This is a genomic window from Kitasatospora sp. NPDC004289, assembly GCF_053602875.1.
Genome location: NZ_JBSGEL010000055.1, coordinates 1 through 21605 on the forward strand (window position 1 = coordinate 1; position 21605 = coordinate 21605).

Consider the following 21605-nt stretch of genomic DNA (forward strand, 5'->3'; position numbering starts at 1 on the left):
TCACCCAGCTCGGTCAGGGCCCCGGCGAGCACCGTGGCGGTGCCGCGCAGGAAGGTGGCGTGCACCTTCCCGGGCAGGTCGAGGCCCTTGAAGGGACAGTGCGGTGCCGACCCGGCCGATCAGGGCCGGGACCAGGACGAGCCCGACCACCAGCAGCGGTGCCAGGGCGGGAGCGGACGGGGACGCGGGGTTCGAGGAGGTGACCATGTGTCAATGAAATCTTGACGAAGATGATCTGTCAAGGATTCCTTGACGGCATCGGTGGAGGTCCGCGCTGATCGGGCGGTACGGGTCCTGCGCGGGGAGGCAAGGACGCGGGCGCCGCCCGACAAGAGCCGGCGGGGCCCGCGCCCTAGCGTGACGGCATGCCGTGCCGCAGCGAGGTTGCGGGCGGATCCGGACCGAGCGAGGAGAACCCCCATGCCGTTCATCACCGTGGGACACGAGAACACCACCGCCGTCGAGCTGTACTACGAGGACCACGGGAGCGGCCGGCCGGTGGTGCTGATCCACGGCTTCCCGCTGGACGGGCACTCGTGGGAGCTGCAGAGCGCGGCGCTGCTGGAGGCCGGCTACCGGGTCATCACGTACGACCGCCGGGGGTTCGGGCAGTCGTCGCAGGTGACGACCGGGTACGACTACGACACCTTCGCCGCCGACCTGAACGTGGTGATGGAGACCCTGGACCTGGACGACGCCGTGCTGGTGGGCTTCTCGATGGGGACGGGTGAGGTCGCGCGCTACGTGGCGCGGTACGGGTCGGCGCGGGTGGGGAAGGTCGCGTTCCTGGCCTCGCTGGAGCCGTGCCTGCTGAAGAGCGAGGACAACCCGGACGGGGTCGCACCGAAGGAGTTCTTCGACGGGATCGTGGCCTCGGTGAAGGCCGACCGGTACGCCTACTACACCGCGTTCTTCAACGACTTCTACAACCTCGACGAGAACCTGGGCACCCGGATCAGCGAGGAGGCCGTCCGCAACAGCTGGAACACCGCGGCCGGCGGCGGCTCGTTCGCGGCCTCGGCCGCGCCGGCCACCTGGTACACCGACTTCCGCGCCGACATCCCGGCCGTCGACGTGCCGGCGCTGATCCTGCACGGCACGGCCGACCGCATCCTCCCGGCCGAGGGCACCGCGCGTCCGTTCCGCAAGGCGCTGCCGTCCGCCGACTACGTCGAGATCGAGGGCGCGCCGCACGGTCTGCTGTGGACCCACGCCGCGGAGGTCAACGAGGCGCTGCTCACCTTCCTGGCGAAGTGAGCCCCACCCCCTGAGGTAGCGGCGCGACGGCCCGCGGCAGGAGGACCCGCTGCCGCGGGCCGTCGCGCGCGCCGGGGGCACGAGAGACGCGCCGAGAGTCCGACCGAACGGAAGCAGGTCGTGCCGGTGCTGCGCAAGGAGTTCGCGCTCGGGCGCCCGGCGGACGTGCCGGAGGCTCCGACGCACGCGGCGAGGGTCGCGGCCGCGGCGGCCGCGCGGGAGGTGGCGGGGGAATGAGGCTGGTCGTCGTCTCGTCCGGGCTGAGCACCCCGTCCTCCTCCTACAGCGGGCTGTTCAAGTCCTTCTTCGACGTGATCGCGCCGGACGCGCTCGCCGGGAAGCCGGTGCTGGTCGCGGCCACGGGCGGGACACCCCGTCACTCCCTGGTCCTGGAGCACGCGTTGCGGCCGCTCTTCGCGTACCTGCGCGCCACGGTCGTGCCGACCGCCGTCTACGCGGCGACCTCCGACTGGGGCGCGGCCGGAGGACGAGATCGCGGCCCTCGAACGGGGCCTCGCGGACCTGCGCTTCGACTGAGGCTCCGTCAGGACGGGTCACCGGTCCGATCGGGCCCGAAAGGAACTTCACCATGCAGCCACCCCTGGACATGACCGTGGACGCCGGACTGATGACGGCGGCCCACGCGTGGTACGACGTCTCGGTCCGCCTTCGCCACTCGATGGACGACGCGCTGGCGGTGCGAATGGACCTCTTCTCCCCCGAGGACACGGCGCCGATGGCCACCTGGGTGTTCGGCCGCGACCTGCTGGCCACCGGGCTCCTCCTGCCGACCGGAGAGGGGGACGTGCGGGTCCGTCCGCACGGCGACCACGCGACGGACGTCGAGCTGGTCTCGGAGGCCACCTGGTGCGTCGTCAGGATCGCGTCCGCCCACGTACGGGACCTGGTGTCCCGGACCCGGTCGGCGGAGGAGCGGTGGCGAGGCACCGCACCGGCGGAACTGGACCGGGCGCTGGCCGGAATCCTCACCCAGGGCATCAGGAACGACTGACCGTGCCCTTCCTCTCGGCCGGCGGCGGGCACGCGGGCGCCGTCCGCCTGTACTACGAGGACCACGGCAGCGGCCGGCCGGTCGTGCTGATCCACGGGTGGCCGCTCAACGGCGCGTCCTGGGAGCTGCAGGAGGCCGCGCTGCTGGCTGCGGGCCACCGGGTGATCACCTACGACCGCCGCGGCTTCGGCGCCTCCGACAAGCCGTCCTCCGGCTACGACTACGACACCCTCGCGGCCGACCTGCACGCCGTGCTGGAGACCCTCGACCTGCGGGAGGCGGTGCTGGTCGGCTTCTCCATGGGCAGCGGCGAGGTCACCCGCTACCTCGGCAGCTACGGGTCGGGGCGGGTGGCCAGGGCCGTGCTGCTCGGTGCGCTGCCGCCGTTCCCCCCGGAGAGCGGCGGCGTCCGTGCCGACCTTCCGCTCTTCGTCGCCGGCCACCTGGCCGAGCTGTACGGCGTCGACCTGCTCGGGGGCGGGCCGGTGAGCGACCGGGTCGTCCAGTACAGCTGGAACGTCGGCGTCTCGGCCGCGGCGGGCAGCGCCACCGCCGGGCACGGCCGGACGGGCCTCGCCGAGTTCGGCGCGGACCTGCCGAGGATCCGCGTCCCCGTCCTGATCGTCCACGGCGGGGCCGACCGCGCGCTGCCGCTGCGCTCGACCGCCGTCCCGCTGGCGGAGGCCATCGCGGGCGCGCGCCTGGTGGTGGTCGAGGGCGCCCCGCACGGGCTGATCTGGACGCACGCGGCCGAGGTCAACCAGGAGTTGCTCGCCTTCGTCGGCGAGTGACCGCACAACTTCCGTTCACCGAAAGCGAGTTCACATGTCGAGCATGCCCGTCGCCGGGATCCGTCCCGGCCCGCCGCCCACCGACGGCTCCGGCCCCCGGGCCGCCGACCTGGTGGTGCGCAACGCCCGGGTCCACACCGGCGACCCGCGGCGTCCGCGGGCGAGTGCGGTCGCGGTCCGGGACGGCCTGATCACCGCGGTCGGCGAGGACGCCGACGTGCTGCCGCAGGTCGGTCCGCGGACCCGGGTGGTCGACGCGCTGGGGCGGCGGGCCGTCCCCGGGCTCAACGACTCGCACCTGCACGTGATCCGGGGCGGCCTCAACTACGTGCTGGAGCTGCGCTGGGACGGCGTCCCGACGCTGCGTCAGGCGCTGGCCATGCTGCGCGCCCAGGCCGAGCGCACTCCGCCGGGGCAGTGGGTGCGGGTGGTGGGCGGCTGGTCCGCCGACCAGTTCGCCGAGCGCCGCCTGCCCACCCTGGCCGAGCTGAACGCCGCCGCCCCCGACACCCCCGTGTTCGTCCTGCACCTCTACCAGTCGGCGCTGCTCAACCGGGCGGCACTGCGGGCCGCGGGCTTCGGGCGGGACAGCGCCGACCCGGCCGGCGGGCAGATCGTGCGCGGGCACGACGGCGAGCCGACCGGCCTGCTGCTGGCCGCCCCGGGCGCGCTGCTGCTCTACTCCACGCTGGCCAAGGCGCCGACCCTGGACGAAGCCGACCGGGCCGCCTCGACCCGGCACTTCCTGCGCGAGCTCAACCGCTTCGGGCTGACCTCGGCGATCGACGCGGCGGGCGGCTTCCAGAGCTTCCCGGAGAACTACGGGACCGTCACCGAGCTGGCGCGCGCCGGGGAGTTGACGCTGCGGATCGCCTACCACCTGTTCCCGCAGACCGCCGGACAGGAGCTGGACGACCTCCGGCGCTGGGTGGAGACCGTGAAGCCCGGCGACGGTGACGAGTGGCTGCGCCTGAACGGGGCCGGTGAGAACCTGACCTGGGCGGCCGCCGACTTCGAGAACTTCTCCGAGCCGCGCCCCGAACTCGGGCCGTACGAGGCCGGGTTCGAGCAGGCGGTGCGGCTGCTGATGGAGCACGGGTGGGGCTTCCGGCTGCACGCGAGCTACGACGAGACCATCCGCCGCGACCTGCGGGTCTTCGAGCGGCTGGCCGCGGAGGGCCTGTTCCCGGGCGGCAACCGGTGGCTGTTCGACCACGCCGAGACGGTCTCCCCCGCCAGTCTGGACCGGATCGCGGCACTCGGCGGCGCGGTCTCGGTGCAGAACCGGATGTCCTTCCAGGGCGAGGCGTTCGCCCGGCGCTACGGCGCGGCGGCCGCCGCCGAGGCCCCGCCGCTGCGGGCGATGCTGGACCGGGGACTGACGGTGGCCGCCGGCACCGACGCCACCCGGGTCTCCTCCTACAACCCGTGGGTGTCCCTGCACTGGCTGGTCTCCGGACGGTCCGTCGGCGGAAGCGCCCTCCGCCCGGCCGCCAACCGGCTGAGCCGCGAGGAGGCACTGGATCTGTACACCCTCGGCGGGGCCCGGCTGACCGGCGAGGAGGAGGTCAAGGGCCGTCTGCGGGTGGGCAGTTACGCCGACCTCGCGGTGCTCAGCGCGGACTATTTCACCGTCCCGGAGGCGGACATCCCGCACATCGAGTCGGTGCTGACCGTGGTGGGCGGCCGCATCGTGCACGGCACCCGGGAGCACGAGGGGCTCGCACCCGAGCCGCCCGCGGTGACGCCGGCCTGGAGTCCGGTGGCCCGCTTCGGCGGCCACCAGGGCACTCCGGCACCGAGCCTGTCCGGCGTCCGGCAGGCCGAACGGCTCACCGAGGCGGCGGCCGACTCCGGCGAACAGCTCGCCTGGCGCGCGGCCCGCGGCCACCGAATCCCGGGCCAGGGCGACGGCCACCCTCTCGACGACCCCTGCTTCTTCTGAGCCACCGCTCACAGCTCCCCGCTCCGCTCCGCGGCGCGGGGAGCTTCGTCGTTCCCGCGCATCCAGGATCCGCCAACTCTCCGGTCACATGACAGGAGCGGCGTGAGAGCGCTTTCAGCGAGGCTGGAGCAGAGCAGCAGTACCGGCACAGCACGAGGAAGGAACGCCTGTGCCCACCACGCATTCCACCGAACCACTCTCACCCGCCGAACGCGCGGAGTTCTGGCACGACGCGGTCGCGCGGACCTTCGTCCCCCTGGAGGTCAGACTCCTCGAACCGGTGCCGAGCGCCGGCCTGCTCAGCACCGACCGGCTGGGCGCCGTCCAGATCACCCGGGCGACCGCCGGACCGCAGGTCGCCAGCCGCACCCGGCGCACCATCGCGGCGGGCGGCGAGGGCTGGATCACCGTGACCGTGCACCACCGGGGTCGCGGAATCCTGTGCCAGGACGGGAAGGAGGCCCGGATCGGCCCGGGCGAGTTCACCGTGTGGGACTCCAGCCGCCCGTTCACCAAGGAGTACCCGGACCCGTTCGACTTCACGGCCTACCACCTGCCGCGCACCGCCCTGCACGTCCACGACGACGACCTGCGGAGCGTCGTCGCCACCCCGTTCACCGCCGGGTCCGGCTCGGCCGGCCTGGTCACCTCGTACCTGCGGAGGCTGGCGCGCGACGCCGACAGCCTCGACCCGTACGCGGGCGGCCGGCTCGCGGACACCGCCGTCGACCTGCTCGCCCTGCTCGTGCAGGAGCGCGCGGGGAGCCTGCGGCCGGCGGCACCGGAGGCCGCCGGGGCACTGGTCGCGCGGATCAAGGACTACGCGGTCCGGCACCTCGGCGATCCGGACCTCTCCCCCGAACGGATAGCGGCCGCCCACCACGTGTCGGTGCGTTACCTGCACAAGCTGTTCCAGGGCGAGGAGACCACCGTGGCCCGCTGGATCCAGCGCCGCCGGCTGGAGATGTGCGCGCGGGAGCTCGCCCGGCGCCCCGGGGCCGCGACGGTCTCCTCGGTGGCGCAGCGGTGGGGCTTCGTCAGCCCCGCGCACTTCAGCCGGGTCTTCCGCACCGCCTACGGCATGCCGCCGCGCGAGTGGCGCGGCGGCCGGGAGGGGTTGGCGGAGGCGGCCTGAGCCGGCCGTGGGGGCGGGCCGAGCCGGCCGTGGGGGCGGCGGCGGGGCCCAGTGACCGACCGCGGTTTCTGACGGTCAGTCAGAAGTCACTGGCCCCCTCGTACGCTCCGAGGCGTAACGGAGAGCGGGAGGTGACCGTGCGGTCAGCCAACGAGGAGCGGGAGCGGGACACCGTCCTGGAGATGCTGGAGTCGGTCCGGACGGCGGGGGCCGCCCTGGCCGTCACGGGGGACCGGGGTTGCGGGGTCAGCACCGTGCTGCGGGAGGCGGTGGCCTCGGCCAGGCGCCGCGGCTTCCTGGTGATCGAGGCGGCCGTGCCGCCCGCCGGGGCCGGCGTGCCCGGCGCGGCCGTGCGGGCGCTGCGGGACCGGCTGTTCCGGGCCTCGGGTCCGGCCTTCTCCTCCCCCGCCTTCGGCACGGCGGGTGCGCCGCCCGTCTCGGCCGCCGAACTCTTCCGGCTGATCGACGCCTGCCGCAGGCCGCTCCTGATCTGCCTCGACGACGCGCGGTTCCTGGACGGACCGTCCCTGCGCTGCCTGGCCGACCTGGCGCGCGAGCTCCCCTCCGCGGCGGCCGTGCTGCTGCTCGGCGGGCCCGCCCCGGAGGGGATGGCCGAGCTGGTGCTGCACCCGCTCGACGAGGCCCGGGCGGACGAACTGGTCCGGGCGGCGGGGGTCGAGGACGAGGGCCTGCGGCGGCGGATCCTGCGGGACGCCGACGGGAACCCGCTCGCCCTGCGGGAGCTGCCGTCGGCCTGGCGGACGGCGGCGGAGGCCCCGGCGGAGGAACTGCTGCGGCCGTTCCCCCCGCTGACGGACCGTCTGAGCCGTTCGGTCGCGCCCGGCCTGGCCGAGCTGCCGGAGGACGCCGCCGGCGTCGTCCTGCTGGCGGCCCTCCAGCGCACCGACGGGCTCGCCGACGTCCTCACCGCCGCCCGGGTGCTGACCGGGCGCGAGGTCGGACTCGACACCCTCGGCCCGGCGGCCGGGCACGGGCTCCTGCGGGTCGCCGACGGACGGGTCCGCTTCCGGTCGGACCTCGCGCGCGCCGCCGTCCGGCAGCACGCGAGCGCTCCCGCGCTGCTCGCCGCCCACGCCGCGCTCGCCCGGACCGCCGCCGATCCGTACCTGACGGCCTGGTACGCCGCCCAGGGCGCTGTCCATCCGGACGAGGCGGTGGCCCGGCCCCTGGAGGCCTCGGCCGCCGAGGCCCTGCGCCGCCACGAGCCGGTCGAGGCGCTGCGTCGGCTGGAGCTCGCCGCCCGTCTCTCCCCCGCGCCGGCGGACCGGGCCCGTCGGCTGGTCCGGGCCGCCCGGACCGCCTTCGAGCTCGACCGGTCCGAGCTGGCCGAACGGCTGCTCGTCCGGGCCGAACGGCTCGGCCCGGACCTGGAGCAGCAGATCCTCGCCGACAACCTGCGCACCCGGTTCACCGGACGGCCCGAACGCGGCGCCCGAAGCCTCGCCGAGCGCGCCGAACTGGCGTCCCGACTGGCCCGGGCGGGCCGCCGCGAGGCCGCGCTGGACGTCCTGGCCGGCGCCACCGAGGCAGCGGCCTGGGCCGACCGGGACCCCCGGGCCCAGGAAGCGGTCACCACCTGCCTCCTCGCCCTGGCCGGCTCCGAACACGACGCGCGCCACCTGCTCGCCCAGGCAGCCGTCGCCCCCGGCGAGGCCCGCGCCCGGATCGCCGAAGCACTGTCCGCCGGCCCGGCCACCCCCACCGACACCCAAGACCTCCGGCCACTCGGCACCGCCACCCCGACCACCGACCCCGAGACCCTCCGGCTGCCCGGCACTGCCGCCCTGACGGTGAGTGAGCCCGGCTCGACCGGCGACCTGTCGACCCCCTCGGCTCAGCCGCGGCGGGCCGACAGCCGCACCGGCCCGCTCGCCCGAGCAACCGTCGCCGCCGGCGAGGCCCGCACCCGGATCGCCGAAACACTGCCCACCGGCCCGGCCACCCCCACCGACACCCAAGACCTCCGGCCACTCGACACCACCACCCCGACCACCGACCCCGAGACCCTGCGGCTGCTCGGCACCGCCGCTCTGACGGTGGGTGAACCCGGCTGGGCCGGGGACCTGTTGGCCCGCTCGGCCCGGCTGCTGCGGGCCGACGGCCGCACCGGCCTGCTCGCGCAGGTCCAGGCCCAGCACGCGCAGGCCGCCGTGGTGGTCGGGGACTGGGACATCGCCCACGCCGTGAACGAGGAGGCGTTCGCCCTCGCCGAGGCCGGGGGCCAGCAGCTGTGGTCGATCCGGGCCCGGGCCACCCGTGCGGTGCTGCTCGCCTTCCGCGGGGACCTCGCCGGTTCGGCCGCCGACATCGCGGCCGTCGAGCGGGTCGCCGCCGGCCGCAGCGTCGGCGCGGTGCTGGCGACCCTGCGGCTGGCCCGCAGTATCGCCCTGTTCGACTCGGACGACCCGGCCGGCGCCTACCAGACCCTGCGCCCCGTCTTCGAGCCCGGCTCGCCCTCCCACCACCTCGCCTCGCAGCGCCGCACCCTCTGCTACCTGGCCGAGGCCGCCGTCCGCTCCGGCGACGGCGAGGACGCACGCGAGCTGATCGCCGGGTACGGCGACGGGCACGGGCTGCCGCTGTCCACCGCCGTCAACCTGGCGCAGGCCAGGGCCCTCCTGGCCGAAGGCCCGGACGCCGAGGAACTGTTCGAGCGCGCCCTGCGGATCACGCCCCGTCAGTGGCCGTGGCCGCGCGCCCGGGTGGAGCTCGCCTACGGCATGTGGCTGCGCCGGGACCGACGTCCGCGCCTGGCCCGGCCGCTGCTGCGGGAGGCCTGCCACACCTTCGAGGTGCTGGGGGCCGCCGCCTGGCGGGAGATCGCCGGCCGTGAACTGCGCGCGACCGGTGTCGACCGGGGGCAGCAGGGCGGTGTCCTCACCGAGCGGCTGTCCGCACAGGAACTGACGATCGCCCAGCTGGCCGCCTCGGGCATGACCAACCGGGAGATCGGGGACCGGCTGCTGCTCTCCCCGCGCACCGTCGGCTGGCACCTGCACCGGGTCTTCCCCAAGCTGAACGTCACCTCCCGGACGCACCTCGCCGCACTGCTCGCCACCGCCGCCTGACCCACCGCCCGACCCGCCGCCGAACCTGTCGCCCGCGTTCATGAGGGTGCGTCAGACCCGGGCGGAGGCGTGTCCGTCGTCACCTTTTGGGTGACTTTGGTCCCGGCCCTACCCGCGGGTTAGTTTGATGCCATGAACGGGCAGGGGCGGACGGCAGTGCGGTTCCGGGTCTTCGGGGGTCTGCAGGTCCAGCGCGACGGCACTCCCCTGGAGATCGGTCCGCCGCACCGTCACACCGTGCTCGCGGCCCTGCTGGTGGCCCGCACCTGCGGGCTCGGCACCTCCGAGCTGGTCGATCTCGTCTGGGGCGAGCACCCGCCGTCCACGGCGGTGAACCAACTGCACCGCCACGTCGGCCAGTTGCGCCGCCTGCTGGAGCCCGGGCTGCCGGCCCGCGCGGCCGGGTCGTGGCTGCTCCCCGCCCCGTCCGGGTACCGGCTCGACACCTCGGGCGCCGGGGACGACCTCACGCTCCTCGACGAACTGCCGGCCCGGGCACGGGGCGAGGGCCCCGAGGCGAGCGAGGGCCGGCGTGAGCTGGCGGAGCTGGTGCGGCGGCCGCTGCTAGCCGGCCTGGACCGGAACGCCCTGGCCCGGCCGCACTTCGCGGCGGCCGAGCGGGCCCGGGTCGCCGCCGCCACCGAGGTGATGACCGCCGCCACCGACGCCGGGGACGCCGCCACCGTGCTGGCCGCGGTGATCGACGTCGCGCGGAGCGCGCCGTTCGACGAACCCCTGCACGCCGCGGTGATCCACGGGCTGACGTCCGTCGGCCGCCGGGCCGAGGCGCTGGCCCTGTTCGAGGAGGTGCGCCGACGGCTGGCCGAGGAGCTGGGCGTCGGTCCGTCCGCCGTCCTGGGAGCAGCCCACCAGGAGGCACTGCGCGAACCGGAGGCCCCCGCCCGCGTCGAGGCCACCGCGCCGACGGCCACCCCGCCGACGGCCACCGTCGGGCCGGACACCCTCCCGCTGCCCGTGCCGGGTTTCACCGAACGCCCGGAGCTCGCCGAGGCGTTGACCCGGACGCTGGCCCGGGTGGCTGGACCGTCCGCCGCCGTGGTGATCACCGCGGTGGCCGGCATGGGAGGCGTCGGCAAGACCGCGCTGGCCGTGCACTGGGCCCGCCAGGTCGCCGACCGGTTCCCCGACGGGCGCCTCTACCTCAACCTGCGCGGCTTCGACCCGGGCAGCCCTCCGCTGGACCCGGCCGAGGCGCTGGCCGTGCTGCTGGTCGCGCTCGGCGAGACCGCCGTGGAGGGCAGGAACGAGGACCTCACGATGCGGGCCGCGCGCTTCCGCGCCGCGGTCGCCGGACGGCGCCTGCTGCTGCTCCTCGACAACGCCCGCGACGCCGAGCAGGTGCGGTGGCTGCTCCCCGGCACCCCGGGCTGCCTGGTGCTGGTGACCAGCCGCAACCGGATGAGCTCGCTCGTCGTCCACGACGGCGCCCTGGCCGTACCGGTGGACCGGCTCACCACGGCGCAGGCCCGTGCACTGCTGGCCGCCCGGCTCGGCCCGGAGCGGCTCGCGGCCGAGCCCGCCGCGGTCGAGGCCGTCCTGGCGGCCTGCGGCGGACTGCCGCTGGCGGTCTCCATAGCCGCGGCCCGGGTGGTGCTCAGCCCCGGCCTGACGCTGGCCGGCGTGGCGGCCGAACTCGCCCCGGTCGCCGACCGGTTGACCGCACTCGGCCTCGACGACCCCGACACCGACCTGCGGGCCGTGTTCGCCTGGTCGTACCGGGCGCTGACCCCGGACGCCGCCCGGCTCTTCCGCCTGCTCTCCCTGCACCCCGGCGCCGAGGTCTCGCTCGCCTCGGCGGCCAGCGCCGCGGCCCTGCCGCCCGACCGCACCCGCGCGCTGGCCAGGGAGCTGTGCGAGGCGAACATGCTCACCGAGCACTCCCGCGACCGCTACGCGCTCCACGACCTGCTGCGCGCCTACGCCGCCGGCCTGGTGGCCGAGACCGGGGACGACCGGACGGCCGCCCTCGGGCGGCTGCTCGACCACTACGCGCACTCCGCCGCCGCCGCGAACGACGCGGTCTCCACCCGCCGGGAGGAGGTCGACCTGGAGCCGACCGCGCCGGGCACCGTGGTGCTCGCCTTCGACGACCGGGCGGCCGGCACCGCCTGGTACGGGGCCGAGTTCCGCAGCATCCTGGCCCTGCTCCGCTCCGTACCCGGCGAGGAGCATCCGCGCCGGATCTGGAGCCTCGCCTTCACCAGCCAGCTCCACACCTCCCAACAGGGCTGGGCGCAGGACGAGATCGAGATCCTCCGCACCGCCCTCGGCGCACCGGCCGCGGCCGGCCCGCCCGACGAGGTGGTCCGGGCCCGGCTCTCGCTGGCCCGCTCCTACGCGCTGAGCGGCCACCACGCCGAGGCCGACGCCCAACTGCGGCTGCTGACCGACCGGTTGGCGACCCTTCCGGTCACCATGCAGGCGGCCGTCGAGCGCAGCACCGGCTGGGTGCGCGGGCGCCAGGGGCGGCACCGCGAGGCGCTGCTCCACTCCCGGCGGGCGCTGGCCCTGTTCCGGGCCCTCGGCGACGACGGGGCGACCCGCAACAAGATCGCCAGGGAGCTCAACGCCGTCGGCTGGTACCACACGCTGCTGGGCGAGCACGAGGAGGCGATCCTCCACTGCGAGCAGGCCCTGCCGGTCTTCCGGGCCAACGGCAACCGCCGCAGTGAGGCGGCCACCTGGGACAGCATCGGCTACGCCCACCACCACCTGGGCCGCCACCGGCAGGCCGTGGAGTGCTACCGGCGGGCCCTCGACGGCTACGCCGACGCGGCGGACGAGTACAACCAGGCGGAGGTCCTCGACCACCTGGCCGGCACCTGGCTGGCGCTCGGCGACCGCGACCGGGCGCGCGCCGACTGGCACCGCGCGGCCGATCTGCTCACCGCGCTCGGGCACGCGGACGCCGCCGACCTGCGCGCCAAGGCGGCGGCGGTCCCGGACTGACCGTCCGTCACCTTCCGCCGCCCGTAGGGCCTGCGATCCGCACTCCTCAGAGCGTCCGGCGCACACCCGCCTGGCGCTCCAGGTTGCGCAGCTGCACCGCGAGGTCGCCCTCGACCGCCGTGCGGGCGGGACCGCTGCGGCCCAGGGGCAGGACCTCCTCGCCGCGCATGTCCTCCAGCATCAGGGCGAAGGCCGCGTAGGTCGACACCAGCGCCACCACCAGGCCGAGGACCCCGGACACCCGGGTCAGCCACTCCGCATCGGTGAGACCCGCCACGCCGGTGGCGGCCCACCGCGGCAGGGAGGCCACCAGCACCAGCCGCAGCGCGAGCTTGGGTCCCGTCACCGCGACCATCAGCGCCCCGAAGCACAGGAACGCCAGGTTGAAGACGCCGAGCACGCGCGGACCGTCGGCCGCGCCGCTGAACAGGACCAGCGCGTACGCCAGCCAGCTGCCCGCGAAGACCCCCATCAGGGTCGCCGCGATCACGTCCCGGGCGCTGAACGCCAGGATGCTGACCAGGAGTTGCAGCGCGAAGGCCGGCAGCACGCAGAGGGCGACCGCCCGGCGGGCCTCGCTCTCGAAGATCCCGAGCTGGAGGCAGGCCGTCATCGCGGAGGCGATGGCGACGGTGAAGAAGCCCAGCGGCATGGGCGAGGCCATCGGGCGCAGGGTGATCCGGGTCATCGAGCGGAGGTCCGGTTCGTGGCGCCGCAGAGCTGCGGCCCCGGCGGATCCGGCGGCCTCGGCGGCCATCAGACCCGCACCAACGGGGTGTCCACCAGGTGCTCGGCCAGGAACCAGACCTGTGCCTCACCGGTGCGGATGACCTCCGAGACCAGCAGGTCGGCGGTGCCCTCGTCGCCCTCCGCAGCGGTCCGGGCGGCGGCGTCCCGGGCGTCGACCAGGATCCGCTCGTGCGCGTCGAGCAGCCGCGACAGCATGGCGGGGACGGGCTCCACGCCGTTCGGCGGCCGCGGAACGGCCGTCAGTTCCGCCACGTGGCGCGGGTCTCCGACCGCGACGCCCCCGAGGCTCTGGACGCGTTCGGCCAGCGAGTCGACGACGGCCAACTGCGCCTCGGCGTGCCGGTCGAGCATCAGGTGGAGCGCGTAGAAGGTCGCTCCGCGCATGAGCCAGTGGTGCTTCTTGTAGAGGGAGTGGAGCACCTGCGTGTCGGCCAGCACGCGGTTCAGCCGCTGGCAGGAGTACGCGCGGGTGTCGTGCCCGAGGCCGATCGGCAGCTGCTTCAGCGTGCCGAACGCCTGGGTCTCGGCGCCCTTCTGACGGAGCAGCGGCTGGCCGCCGCCGGGCGCGGGCGGGGTGGTGGGTGTGGTGTCCAAGCGAGTGTTCCCGTCGGTGAGGGCGGTAGGGGGCCGGTAGGGCGGTAGGGGACGGTGAGGGGCCGGGGCCGCCGCGGGGTCCTGTCCGCGGCGGCCCCGGACGGGGGCCGGGCGAGCGGCTCCCGCTCAGCGGCCGCCGGGGGCTGCGCCGGGCGGCACCGCCGGGGCGGGCCGGGCGTGCAGGACGAGGCGGGTGAGCAGGCCGCTGCCGAGCCCGGCCGCGAGGGCGACGGCGGCCCACCAGGCCGGGTAGGGCGCGAGGCCGAGGGCCGCGTCGAGGGACCAGGCGCCGGGGCCGGTGGCGGCGAGGGCGGCGGCGGTCCCGATCAGGACGAGCGGGTACTCGTACCCGTCGTTCTGCACCCAGAGGCCGTTGGGCCACTTCACGGTCAGGGCGACGGTCATGACGCCGACGGCCCCGGTCGCGGCGAGCGGCGTGAGCAGACCGGCGGCGAGCAGCAGACCGGAGCCGATCTGCCCACCGCCGGCCGCCAGGGCGGTGAGGACGCCGCCGCGGAAGCCGTCGGCGCGGAACTCCGCCGCGCCGCCGTCCAGGCCCTTGCCCCCGAGGTGCGGGCTGACCTTCTGCACGCCGTGGCCGGCGATCAGCAGCCCCGTCAGCAGACGGAGGATCAGAATGCCGGTGTCCACGGGCGTCAGCCCGCGGCGTGCGCGCCGAGCAGGCTCTGCGCGTACACGACGCCGAGGCCGTAGGCGCCGGCGTGGGCCTTGACGATCTCCATGACGGCGCCGTAGGTCTCCTGACGGGCCCAGTCGCGCTGGAGCTCCAGCAGCACCTGGACCCAGGTCACCGGCACCGCGCCGGCGGCCACCATCCGCTGGATCGCGTGCTCGTGGGCGGCGGGGCTGACGCCGCCGGAGGCGTCGGAGACGACGTACACCTCGTAGCCCTGGCCGAGTGCGGAGAGGGCGGGCAGCACCAGGCAGACCTCGGTCCACAGGCCCGACAGGACGATCTTCCGCCGGCCGGTGGCCTTGACCGCCGCCACGAGCGCCTCGTCCTCCCAGGCGTTCATGGTCGTCCGGTCGATGGGCTGCTGGTCCGGGAAGACCTCGGCGAGCTGCGGCAGCAGCGGGCCGGAGAAGGACTCGGCGGCGACGGTGGTGAGCACGGCCGGCACGCCGAAGGCCCGGGCCGCCTTGGCGAGGCCCGTCGTGGCGTTGACGATCGCGGCGCGGTCGCCGCTGCCGGTGCCGAAGAACATCTGCGGCTGGTGGTCGACGAAGAGCATGACGGCGTTGTCGGGGGTCAGCAGGTCCGCGCTCGGGGCGGCCGTCACCTGGGCAGGGTCGAACATGGGTGTCCTCTCGGAACGGTCGGGGTGGCGCCCGGCCGTCTCCGCGGCCGGGCAGGTCCCGAAGCTACGACCGGTCCTGCCACCCGGTTTCTCCGTTCACGCCCAGGACCTTGCACGACAGTGCACGGAGTGCGGCGGGGGCGGCGCGAGGGCCGTACCGGGGCGGCCGACGGAGCCCTCAGGTCGCGAGGGCCGTCAGGACCGCGCGGAGCTGTCCGAGCGGTTCGGGGCCGCAGAACCGCAGCACCACCGTCCCGGCGCCCGCGTCGCCGAGGGTGCGCAGGGCCGTGGCCGCCTCCGTCGCCGTGCCGCCGGCCGCGAAGGTCGCCGACTCCTCGCGCCCCAGCCACTGCGCATGGCCGGCGACGGCCTCGCGCAGGGCGGGTGCCGCCGCCTCTCCCACGCCGACGAAGGTGAACACGGTCACCGTGTGGTCGGCGGTGGCCCCGCCGCGTTCGGCGGCGGCCCGGACCGCTCGCAGGTCGTCCGGGCCGTGGCCCTCGGCCACCAGGGTTCCCTGGGCGGCCCGGCCCGCCAGTTCCAGGGACTTGGGCGAGACCACGCCCGCGATCACCGGTGGGACCGCGTCGGCGGCCGGGGGGTGGACCAACTCCAGACCGTCGAGCCGGAGTTCACGGCCCTCCACGGTGACGCGTTCGCCGCGCAGCAGGCCGCGCACCGCGGTCAGCGTCTCCTCCAGCAGCGCCAGTGGCGAGCGCGGGGCCACCCCGGCCTGCCGCATCCACTCCCGTACGCCGTGACCGATCCCGGCGACGAACCGGCCGGGGAAGACCCTGGCCAGGGTGGCCGCCTCCATCGCCAGGAGCGCGGGGCTGCGCAGGGGGGCCGGGGCGATCCCGAGGCCGACCCGAAGCCGTCGGGTCGCACCGAGGGCCACCGCGGCGGCCGAGATTCCGCCGTTCCACCCCAGGTCCTCGACGCCCCACAGATCGTCCACCCCCAGTGCCTCCACCTCCCGGGCGAAGGAGGGAAGTTCGGCCGGATCCCAGGAGCGGTCGTACACCACGCCGATGCGAAAGGCTGTCATGCGGGGCCAAGCTACCGCAGGCTCCGCCGACCGCCCGGTAGCTCCGAAAGTCCGCGCAGGGCCTTGACACTGCCATTCGATCCTCCGAGACTCTGGGGCGACCACTTGTTTGCGCCAACATGCCGGGACGGGCGGACGGGCGCTGACGGGCGGTCAGCCGTGGCCGTCCGTCCGGAGCTTCCGGGCGGGCGGCCCGGGCCGCCGGAAGACCGACCCCGCCCCCCGCTCACCCTGGGGTCACCCTTCCGTGGTTGCCGATGCCGCGACAATTCTTCCATGAGCCAGGATAGTTGACGCCTTCGCTGCCGTGCTGCCCCAACGGTTCCGCATCCTCCCCCACCCACGATGCACGCGCAGAGTGCGCCCCGCCCCGGCCGGCCCGCCGCGGTGAGGTGGCAGAAGACCACTCCCGGAAGCCGCTCACAGCACGCCCCTCACGTGTTTGCGCAGCCAGCTCGGAGTGCGTCGCATCGCAGAACGCGAAGGTCTGACGAGATGCCACGTTTGAGATCGTTGCTGTGCACCGCCCTACTGGCGGTGGCCCTTCCCCTGCTGGGCGGCTTCGGCGCCGCCCGGGCCGCGACCGTGACCATCACCAACGCGACGCAGTTCGCCGACACCACCGGCAATCCGGTGCACGCCCACGGCGGCGGAGTGGTGAAGGTCGGTCAGTTCTACTACTGGTTCGGAGAGGACCGGAACGCCGACAACACCTTCCGCTACGTCTCGGCCTACCGCTCCACCGACCTCAAGACCTGGGAGTTCCGCAACCACGTCCTCACCCAGGCCACCGACCCCGAACTCGCCTCCGCCAACATCGAACGCCCCAAGGTGATGTACAACGCCGCCACCGGCACGTTCGTGATGTGGATGCACAAGGAGAACAGCCAGGACTACGGCGAGGCCCGCGCCGCCGTCGCCGTCTCCGACACCATCGACGGCGACTACACCTGGCACGGCAGCTTCCGCCCCCTCGGCGAGATGTCCCGCGACATCACCACCTTCGTCGACGACGACGGCACCGGCTACATGATCTCCGCCGCCAACGAGAACGCCGACCTCCACGTCTACCGCCTCACCCCCGACTACACCGCCGTCGACGCCCAGGTCCAGAAGCTCTGGGCAGGCCAGTCCCGTGAGGCGCCGGCGATGTTCAAGCGCAACGGCGTGTACTTCCTGGTCACCTCCTGGGCGACCGGCTGGTCCCCCAACCAGCAGAAGTACGGCACCGCGACCAGCATCACCGGCGCCTGGAGCGGCCTGAGCGACCTCGGCGACGGCGTCACCTACGGCAGCCAGACCGCGTACGTCCTCCCCGTCCAGGGCACCAACGGCACCGGCTACCTCTACCTGGGCGACCGCTGGGGCAACTCCATGGGCGGCACGGTCAACGACTCCCAGTACGTCTGGGCGCCGCTGCGCTTCCCCACCGACACCACCCTGGCCATGGACTACTCGCCCCAGCTCACCGTCGACACCGCCACCGGCACGGTGGCCGGGATGAACGTCACCTGGGAGGGCCTGACCGGTCGTCAGAGCGGCAAGTGCGCCGACGTCGGCGACTACTCCTTCGCCCCGTCCGCGCAGCTCATCCAGTGGAACTGCGGCAACGGCGCCAACCAGGACTTCTGGCTGAAGAACCTCGGCACCGGCTACGTCCAGATCATGGCCCGGCACAGCGGCAGGTGCCTGGACGTGGCCGGCGGATCCACCGCCAACGGCGCGCTCGTCGTGCAGAACACCTGCTCCGGCCAGACCTCCCAGCAGTGGCAGGTGCAGAAGGTCAGCGGCTCCACCGGCTGGGTCCGCCTGATCGCCCGGCACAGCGGCCGGTGCCTGGACGTCACCAACCAGTCCACCGCCAACGGCACCGCGCTGGAGCAGTGGACCTGCGGCACCGGCACCAACCAGCAGTGGCAGCGCACCGCCGCCTGACGCCCCCTCCCCCGACGCCCCTCCGGCCCCGCCCGGCGGAGGGGCGTCCCCCTGCCTGCCCGACCTCCAGGGAGCTCCCGTGACTCTCCGTCAACCCCCCTCCGCCCACCGGGCCGTCCGCACCGCCCGGGCCCGCACCGCCCCGGGCCGCACGACCCTCGGCGCCGCCCTCGCCACGGCCGCCGCCCTGCTGGCCGGCCCGCTCACCGCGCCGCCCGCCGCCGCTGCCGGGGAGGCGGCCGCCCGGGTCACCGTCCGGCTGGACCCGTCGTACCAGCAGGCCCCGTTCCAGGGCTGGGGCACCTCGCTCGCCTGGTTCGCCGAGGTCACCGGCGGCTGGCCCGAGGCCAAGCGCACCGAACTGGCCGACGCCCTCTACGGCGCCGACGGCCTCGGCTTCACCGTCGCCCGGTACAACATCGGCGGCGGGGACAGCCCCGAGACCCAGCCCTACCTGCGCCCGGGCGCCGCCGTGCCCGGCCACTGGAAGCGCCCCGCCGCCTACGGCCCGCCGTCCGGCGGCACCGCGGGCTGGACGGAGCCGGCGGACTGGTGGAACCCGAACGACCCGGCGCACTGGAACGACGCCGCGGATCCGAACCAGAACTGGTGGCTCCAGGCCGCCAAGGCCCGGGGTGCGGACACCTTCGAGGCCTTCTCCAACTCCGCGCCGTACTTCATGACCCGCAGCGGCGTGGTCTCCGGCGCGTACAACAGCTGGGAGGACAACCTCCGGGCCGACCAGTACGACCGCTTCGCCGCCTACCTGGCCGGCGCGGTCCAGCGGGTGCAGGCGAGCACCGGCGTCACCTTCGGCGCGCTGTCGCCGATGAACGAGCCCGGGACGAACTACTGGGGCGCGTACGGGCGGCAGGAGGGCTCGCACTGGAGCCAGGAGTCCCAGGCGCACATGATCTCCAGCCTGCGCACCGCCCTGAACGGCGCCGGCCTGAGCACCCCGGTGTCGGCGATGGACGAGACCGACCCGAACCTGTTCCGGGAGGACTGGAACTCCTACGCCCCCGCGGTCCGCGCGACCGTCGGCAAGCTCAACACCCACACCTACAGCACCGGTGGCCGCTCCGGCGTCCGCGACATCGCCAAGGGCTCCGGGAAGCCGCTCTGGATGTCCGAGGTGGACCTGGGCGGCAGCGGGCCGCAGAGCTTCACAGACATGGCGCCGGGCCTCGACCTGGCCCGGCGGATCAACGGCGACCTGCGCGAACTGGAGCCCAGCTCCTGGGTGTTGTGGCAGGCGGTCGAGGACTACGCCAACATGGCGCCCGGCCGGGAGAACTCCAACTGGGGCCTGATCCAGGTCGACCTGGGCGCCGCCGACCCGGCCGCCGAGCCGGTCCGCAGGAACAAGAAGTACTGGGCGATGGCCAACTACAGCCGCTTCGTCCGCCCCGGCGCACGGGTGATCAACACCGACTCCGCCGACACCCTGGCCGCCCTGCGGCCCGGCGGGGCCGGCGCGGTCGCGGTCCACACCAACACCACCGGTGCCCCGCAGACCGTCACCCTCGACCTCGGCGGCTTCCAGACCGTCGACGGCTCCGTCCCCGTCCAGCGGTACACCACCGACGCGACCAAGGAGGTGCAGCGCGAGGCGGACCTGACCACCACCGCCGCCAAGACCCTCACCGTCACGGTCGGCCCGGCCTCGGTGACCACCTTCGTCATCCCCGGCGCCACCGGCGTCGATCCCTCGGCGGCCACCGCACCCACCGGCACCGTGCGCCAACTGATCGGCGAGCAGAGCGGGTTGGCCCTCTCGGCGGGCACCACCAGCCAGGCCGCGCCGGTCCAGCGGACACCCGACAGCACGGACGCCGCGCAGCGCTGGACCTTCACCAAGGCGGCCGGCGGCTGGAACAGCACCGCGAGCTACCGGATCACCAACGCCAAGAACGGCAAGGCGCTGACCGTCTCCACCGCCGGCGCCCTGGGCTTCGCCTCGGCCGGCGGTTCCGACCGGCAGCTCTGGCTGCTCTCCGACACCGGCGACGGCCGCCGCACTGTGGTCAACGGCGCCACCGGCCTGCTGCTCGACGTCTCCGGCGCGGCCACCCACGACGGCGCCCCGGTCGGGGTCTACCAGCCGACCACCGGCGCCAACCAGCTCTGGCAGCTGCGCGGCGCCGCCCCCGACGCCTGGAAGACCCTGCGGCTGCGGCAGAGCGCCAAGTGCGTGGCCGTGCAGGGCGGTTCGACGGTGCCCGGTGCGGTGGTGGTGCAGCAGACCTGCGGCTCGGCGACCAGCCAGCAGTGGTCCCTGCGCCCGAGCAGCCCCGGCTACGTCACGGTGGCCGGGCGGAACGCCGGGCAGTGCCTGGACGTGGCCGGCGAGGCCCTGGTGGACGACGCCCCGGTGGTCCAGTACACCTGCTCCGGAGCCCGGAACCAGGAGTGGTCGGTGCGGACGACCGCCACCGGCTACGTCACCCTGATGGCCCGTCACAGCGGCAAGTGCCTGGACGTGGCGGGGAGTTCACCCGCCGACGGGGCCCAGCTGGTGCAGCGGCCCTGCACCGGTGGGACCGGTCAGCAGATCCAGCTCGGCTGACCCGTCCCGACCGCGGGAACGAGAACGGCGCACCTCCGGCGGGAGGTGCGCCGTTCGTCATGCCATCAGGCCGGCGGGCCGGCGGGCGGACGGGCGGAGCTCGACCGGACGACCAGCTCGGGGGTCACCGAGATCAGCCGGGTCTCGGGGCGCTCACCGGCCGGGGCGTCGATCTGGTCGAGGAGCAGACGCACGCACTGGCGGCCGACCTCCTCGAAGTCCTGCCGGACGGTGCTCAACGGCGGTGCGAAGAAGGCGGATTCGGGCCCGTCGTCGAAGCCGACCACACTGACGTCCTCCGGCACCCGGCGGCCGGCCTCGCGCAGGGCGAGCATCAGGCCGAGCGCCATGTGGTCGTTGGCGGCGAAGACCGCGGTGACCTCCGGGCGCTCGGCCAGCGCCTTGCCGATCCGGTAGCCGGAGGCGGCGGTCCAGTCGCCCAGCTCCAGCGGCGGCACCGGGGCGCCCGCGGCCTTGAGCGTGGCGTGCCAGGCGGCGGCGCGGCGGCGCGCGGCGTACGAGTCCTGCGGCCCGCCGATGTGCCAGACGGTGCGGTGGCCGAGGTCCAGCAGGTGCCGGGTGGCGGCGGTCGCCCCGGCGGCCTGGTCGGTGTCCACCGAGGAGAAGCGGCGCTCCGGGTCGCCGTCGGCGACCACCACCGGGACGCCGGAGGAGACGTTGAAGCCCCGCCGGTCGAGAATCTGGGCCTCGATCACCACCAGGCCGTCCACCGCCTGGTCGGTCAGCTGGCGGACGGCCTGCTGGACGGCGTCCTCGGTCTGCTCCTCGGCGCAGACCACGTTCACCGAGTAGCCGGCGGCCTGGGCGGCGTGCGAGATGGCGGCCAGCGTACGGGCGTTGCCCTGGGCCGCGATGTCGAAGGCGACCACGCCGAGCACGTGGAAGCGGCCCAGGGTGAGGGCCCGGGCCGCGCTGTTGCGCTGGTAGCCGAGCAGCCGCATCGCGGACAGCACCCGGTCGCGGGTCTCGGGCTCGACGTTGGAGCGGTGGTTGGCCACGCGGGAGACGGTCTGGGAGGAGACTCCGGCCAGGGCGGCGACATCGGCCTGGGAGGGCGGGCGCTGCTTGCCCTTGGACGTGGCGCCGGGCGTCGCACGTTGATCCATACCGGTCCTTCCTCGCGTGGCTGCGTGAACATGGTAGCGGCGGGCCACCCGTCCCTCGAAAGAG

15 protein-coding genes and 2 pseudogenes are annotated in these 21605 nt (G+C 74.7%); 11 read left to right on the forward strand and 6 right to left on the reverse strand.

Annotated features, from left to right (window positions below):
* Positions 1-420: 420 nt before the first annotated feature.
* The 9 genes and pseudogenes from ACWEPF_RS29425 to ACWEPF_RS29465 all read left to right on the forward strand — a co-directional run bounded on the left by ACWEPF_RS29425 (position 421) and on the right by ACWEPF_RS29465 (position 12199).
* Positions 421-1257, forward strand: coding sequence for an alpha/beta fold hydrolase (locus tag ACWEPF_RS29425; RefSeq protein ID WP_452174922.1), 837 nt, complete (start codon positions 421-423; stop codon positions 1255-1257).
* 111 nt (positions 1258-1368) lie between these two features.
* Positions 1369-1494, forward strand: a pseudogene (locus tag ACWEPF_RS29430) (5,10-methylene tetrahydromethanopterin reductase); the annotation flags it as partial.
* 35 nt (positions 1495-1529) lie between these two features.
* Positions 1530-1868 (forward strand): annotated as a pseudogene (locus ACWEPF_RS29435) (NAD(P)H-dependent oxidoreductase); the annotation flags it as partial.
* Positions 1847-2269 (forward strand): SsgA family sporulation/cell division regulator, encoded by a 423-nt coding sequence (locus tag ACWEPF_RS29440; protein ID WP_452174923.1) that lies wholly within the window; start codon positions 1847-1849, stop codon positions 2267-2269. The pseudogene ACWEPF_RS29435 and the gene ACWEPF_RS29440, both read left to right, overlap by 22 nt.
* Positions 2270-2271: 2 nt before the next feature.
* Positions 2272-3060 (forward strand): alpha/beta fold hydrolase, encoded by a 789-nt coding sequence (locus tag ACWEPF_RS29445; protein ID WP_452174924.1) that lies wholly within the window; start codon positions 2272-2274, stop codon positions 3058-3060.
* A 34-nt stretch (positions 3061-3094) separates the two neighbouring features.
* Entirely contained in the window at positions 3095-5005 is a 1911-nt protein-coding gene (locus ACWEPF_RS29450) for an amidohydrolase (RefSeq protein WP_452174925.1), read from the forward strand.
* Between the two features lie 169 nt (positions 5006-5174).
* Positions 5175-6140 (forward strand): AraC-like ligand-binding domain-containing protein, encoded by a 966-nt coding sequence (locus ACWEPF_RS29455; protein WP_452174926.1) that lies wholly within the window; start codon positions 5175-5177, stop codon positions 6138-6140.
* Between the two features lie 131 nt (positions 6141-6271).
* Complete coding sequence (locus ACWEPF_RS29460) at positions 6272-9229, forward strand: LuxR C-terminal-related transcriptional regulator (protein ID WP_452174927.1); 2958 nt, start codon at positions 6272-6274, stop codon at positions 9227-9229.
* A gap of 132 nt (positions 9230-9361) precedes the next feature.
* The gene (locus tag ACWEPF_RS29465) at positions 9362-12199 is read left to right on the forward strand and encodes an AfsR/SARP family transcriptional regulator (RefSeq protein ID WP_452174928.1); all 2838 of its coding nucleotides are present in this window, start codon (positions 9362-9364) and stop codon (positions 12197-12199) included.
* A gap of 46 nt (positions 12200-12245) precedes the next feature.
* Here the strand turns inward: ACWEPF_RS29465 and ACWEPF_RS29470 are convergent, their stop codons facing one another.
* From ACWEPF_RS29470 to ACWEPF_RS29490, 5 genes are all read right to left on the reverse strand, one after another.
* Positions 12246-12956, reverse strand: a complete 711-nt coding sequence (locus tag ACWEPF_RS29470) for a GPR1/FUN34/YaaH family transporter (protein WP_452174929.1) — start codon at positions 12954-12956, stop codon at positions 12246-12248.
* Positions 12956-13543 (reverse strand): Dps family protein, encoded by a 588-nt coding sequence (locus tag ACWEPF_RS29475; RefSeq protein WP_452174930.1) that lies wholly within the window; start codon positions 13541-13543, stop codon positions 12956-12958. Before ACWEPF_RS29475 ends, ACWEPF_RS29470 begins: the two co-directional genes overlap by 1 nt.
* A 126-nt stretch (positions 13544-13669) precedes the next feature.
* Positions 13670-14194 carry a DoxX family membrane protein gene (locus ACWEPF_RS29480; RefSeq protein ID WP_452174931.1) on the reverse strand — a complete coding sequence of 175 codons (525 nt, stop codon included), beginning with the start codon at positions 14192-14194 and terminating at the stop codon, positions 13670-13672.
* 5 nt (positions 14195-14199) lie between these two features.
* A complete protein-coding gene (locus ACWEPF_RS29485; RefSeq protein ID WP_449795662.1) occupies positions 14200-14862 on the reverse strand; it encodes a hydrolase in 663 nt (220 codons plus the stop codon).
* A 178-nt stretch (positions 14863-15040) separates the two neighbouring features.
* A complete protein-coding gene (locus ACWEPF_RS29490) occupies positions 15041-15910 on the reverse strand; it encodes an LLM class flavin-dependent oxidoreductase (RefSeq protein ID WP_452174932.1) in 870 nt (289 codons plus the stop codon).
* A 495-nt stretch (positions 15911-16405) separates the two neighbouring features.
* Between ACWEPF_RS29490 and ACWEPF_RS29495 the strand changes: the two genes are divergently transcribed.
* Together ACWEPF_RS29495 and ACWEPF_RS29500 are read left to right on the forward strand one after the other, a co-directional pair.
* The gene (locus tag ACWEPF_RS29495; protein WP_452174933.1) at positions 16406-17845 is read left to right on the forward strand and encodes an RICIN domain-containing protein; all 1440 of its coding nucleotides are present in this window, start codon (positions 16406-16408) and stop codon (positions 17843-17845) included.
* Between the two features lie 79 nt (positions 17846-17924).
* Positions 17925-20414 carry an RICIN domain-containing protein gene (locus ACWEPF_RS29500; protein WP_452174934.1) on the forward strand — a complete coding sequence of 830 codons (2490 nt, stop codon included), beginning with the start codon at positions 17925-17927 and terminating at the stop codon, positions 20412-20414.
* Between the two features lie 65 nt (positions 20415-20479).
* On the opposite strand, the gene ACWEPF_RS29505 is transcribed toward ACWEPF_RS29500, so the two are convergent.
* Positions 20480-21541, reverse strand: coding sequence for a LacI family DNA-binding transcriptional regulator (locus ACWEPF_RS29505; protein ID WP_452174935.1), 1062 nt, complete (start codon positions 21539-21541; stop codon positions 20480-20482).
* Positions 21542-21605 lie beyond the last annotated feature (64 nt).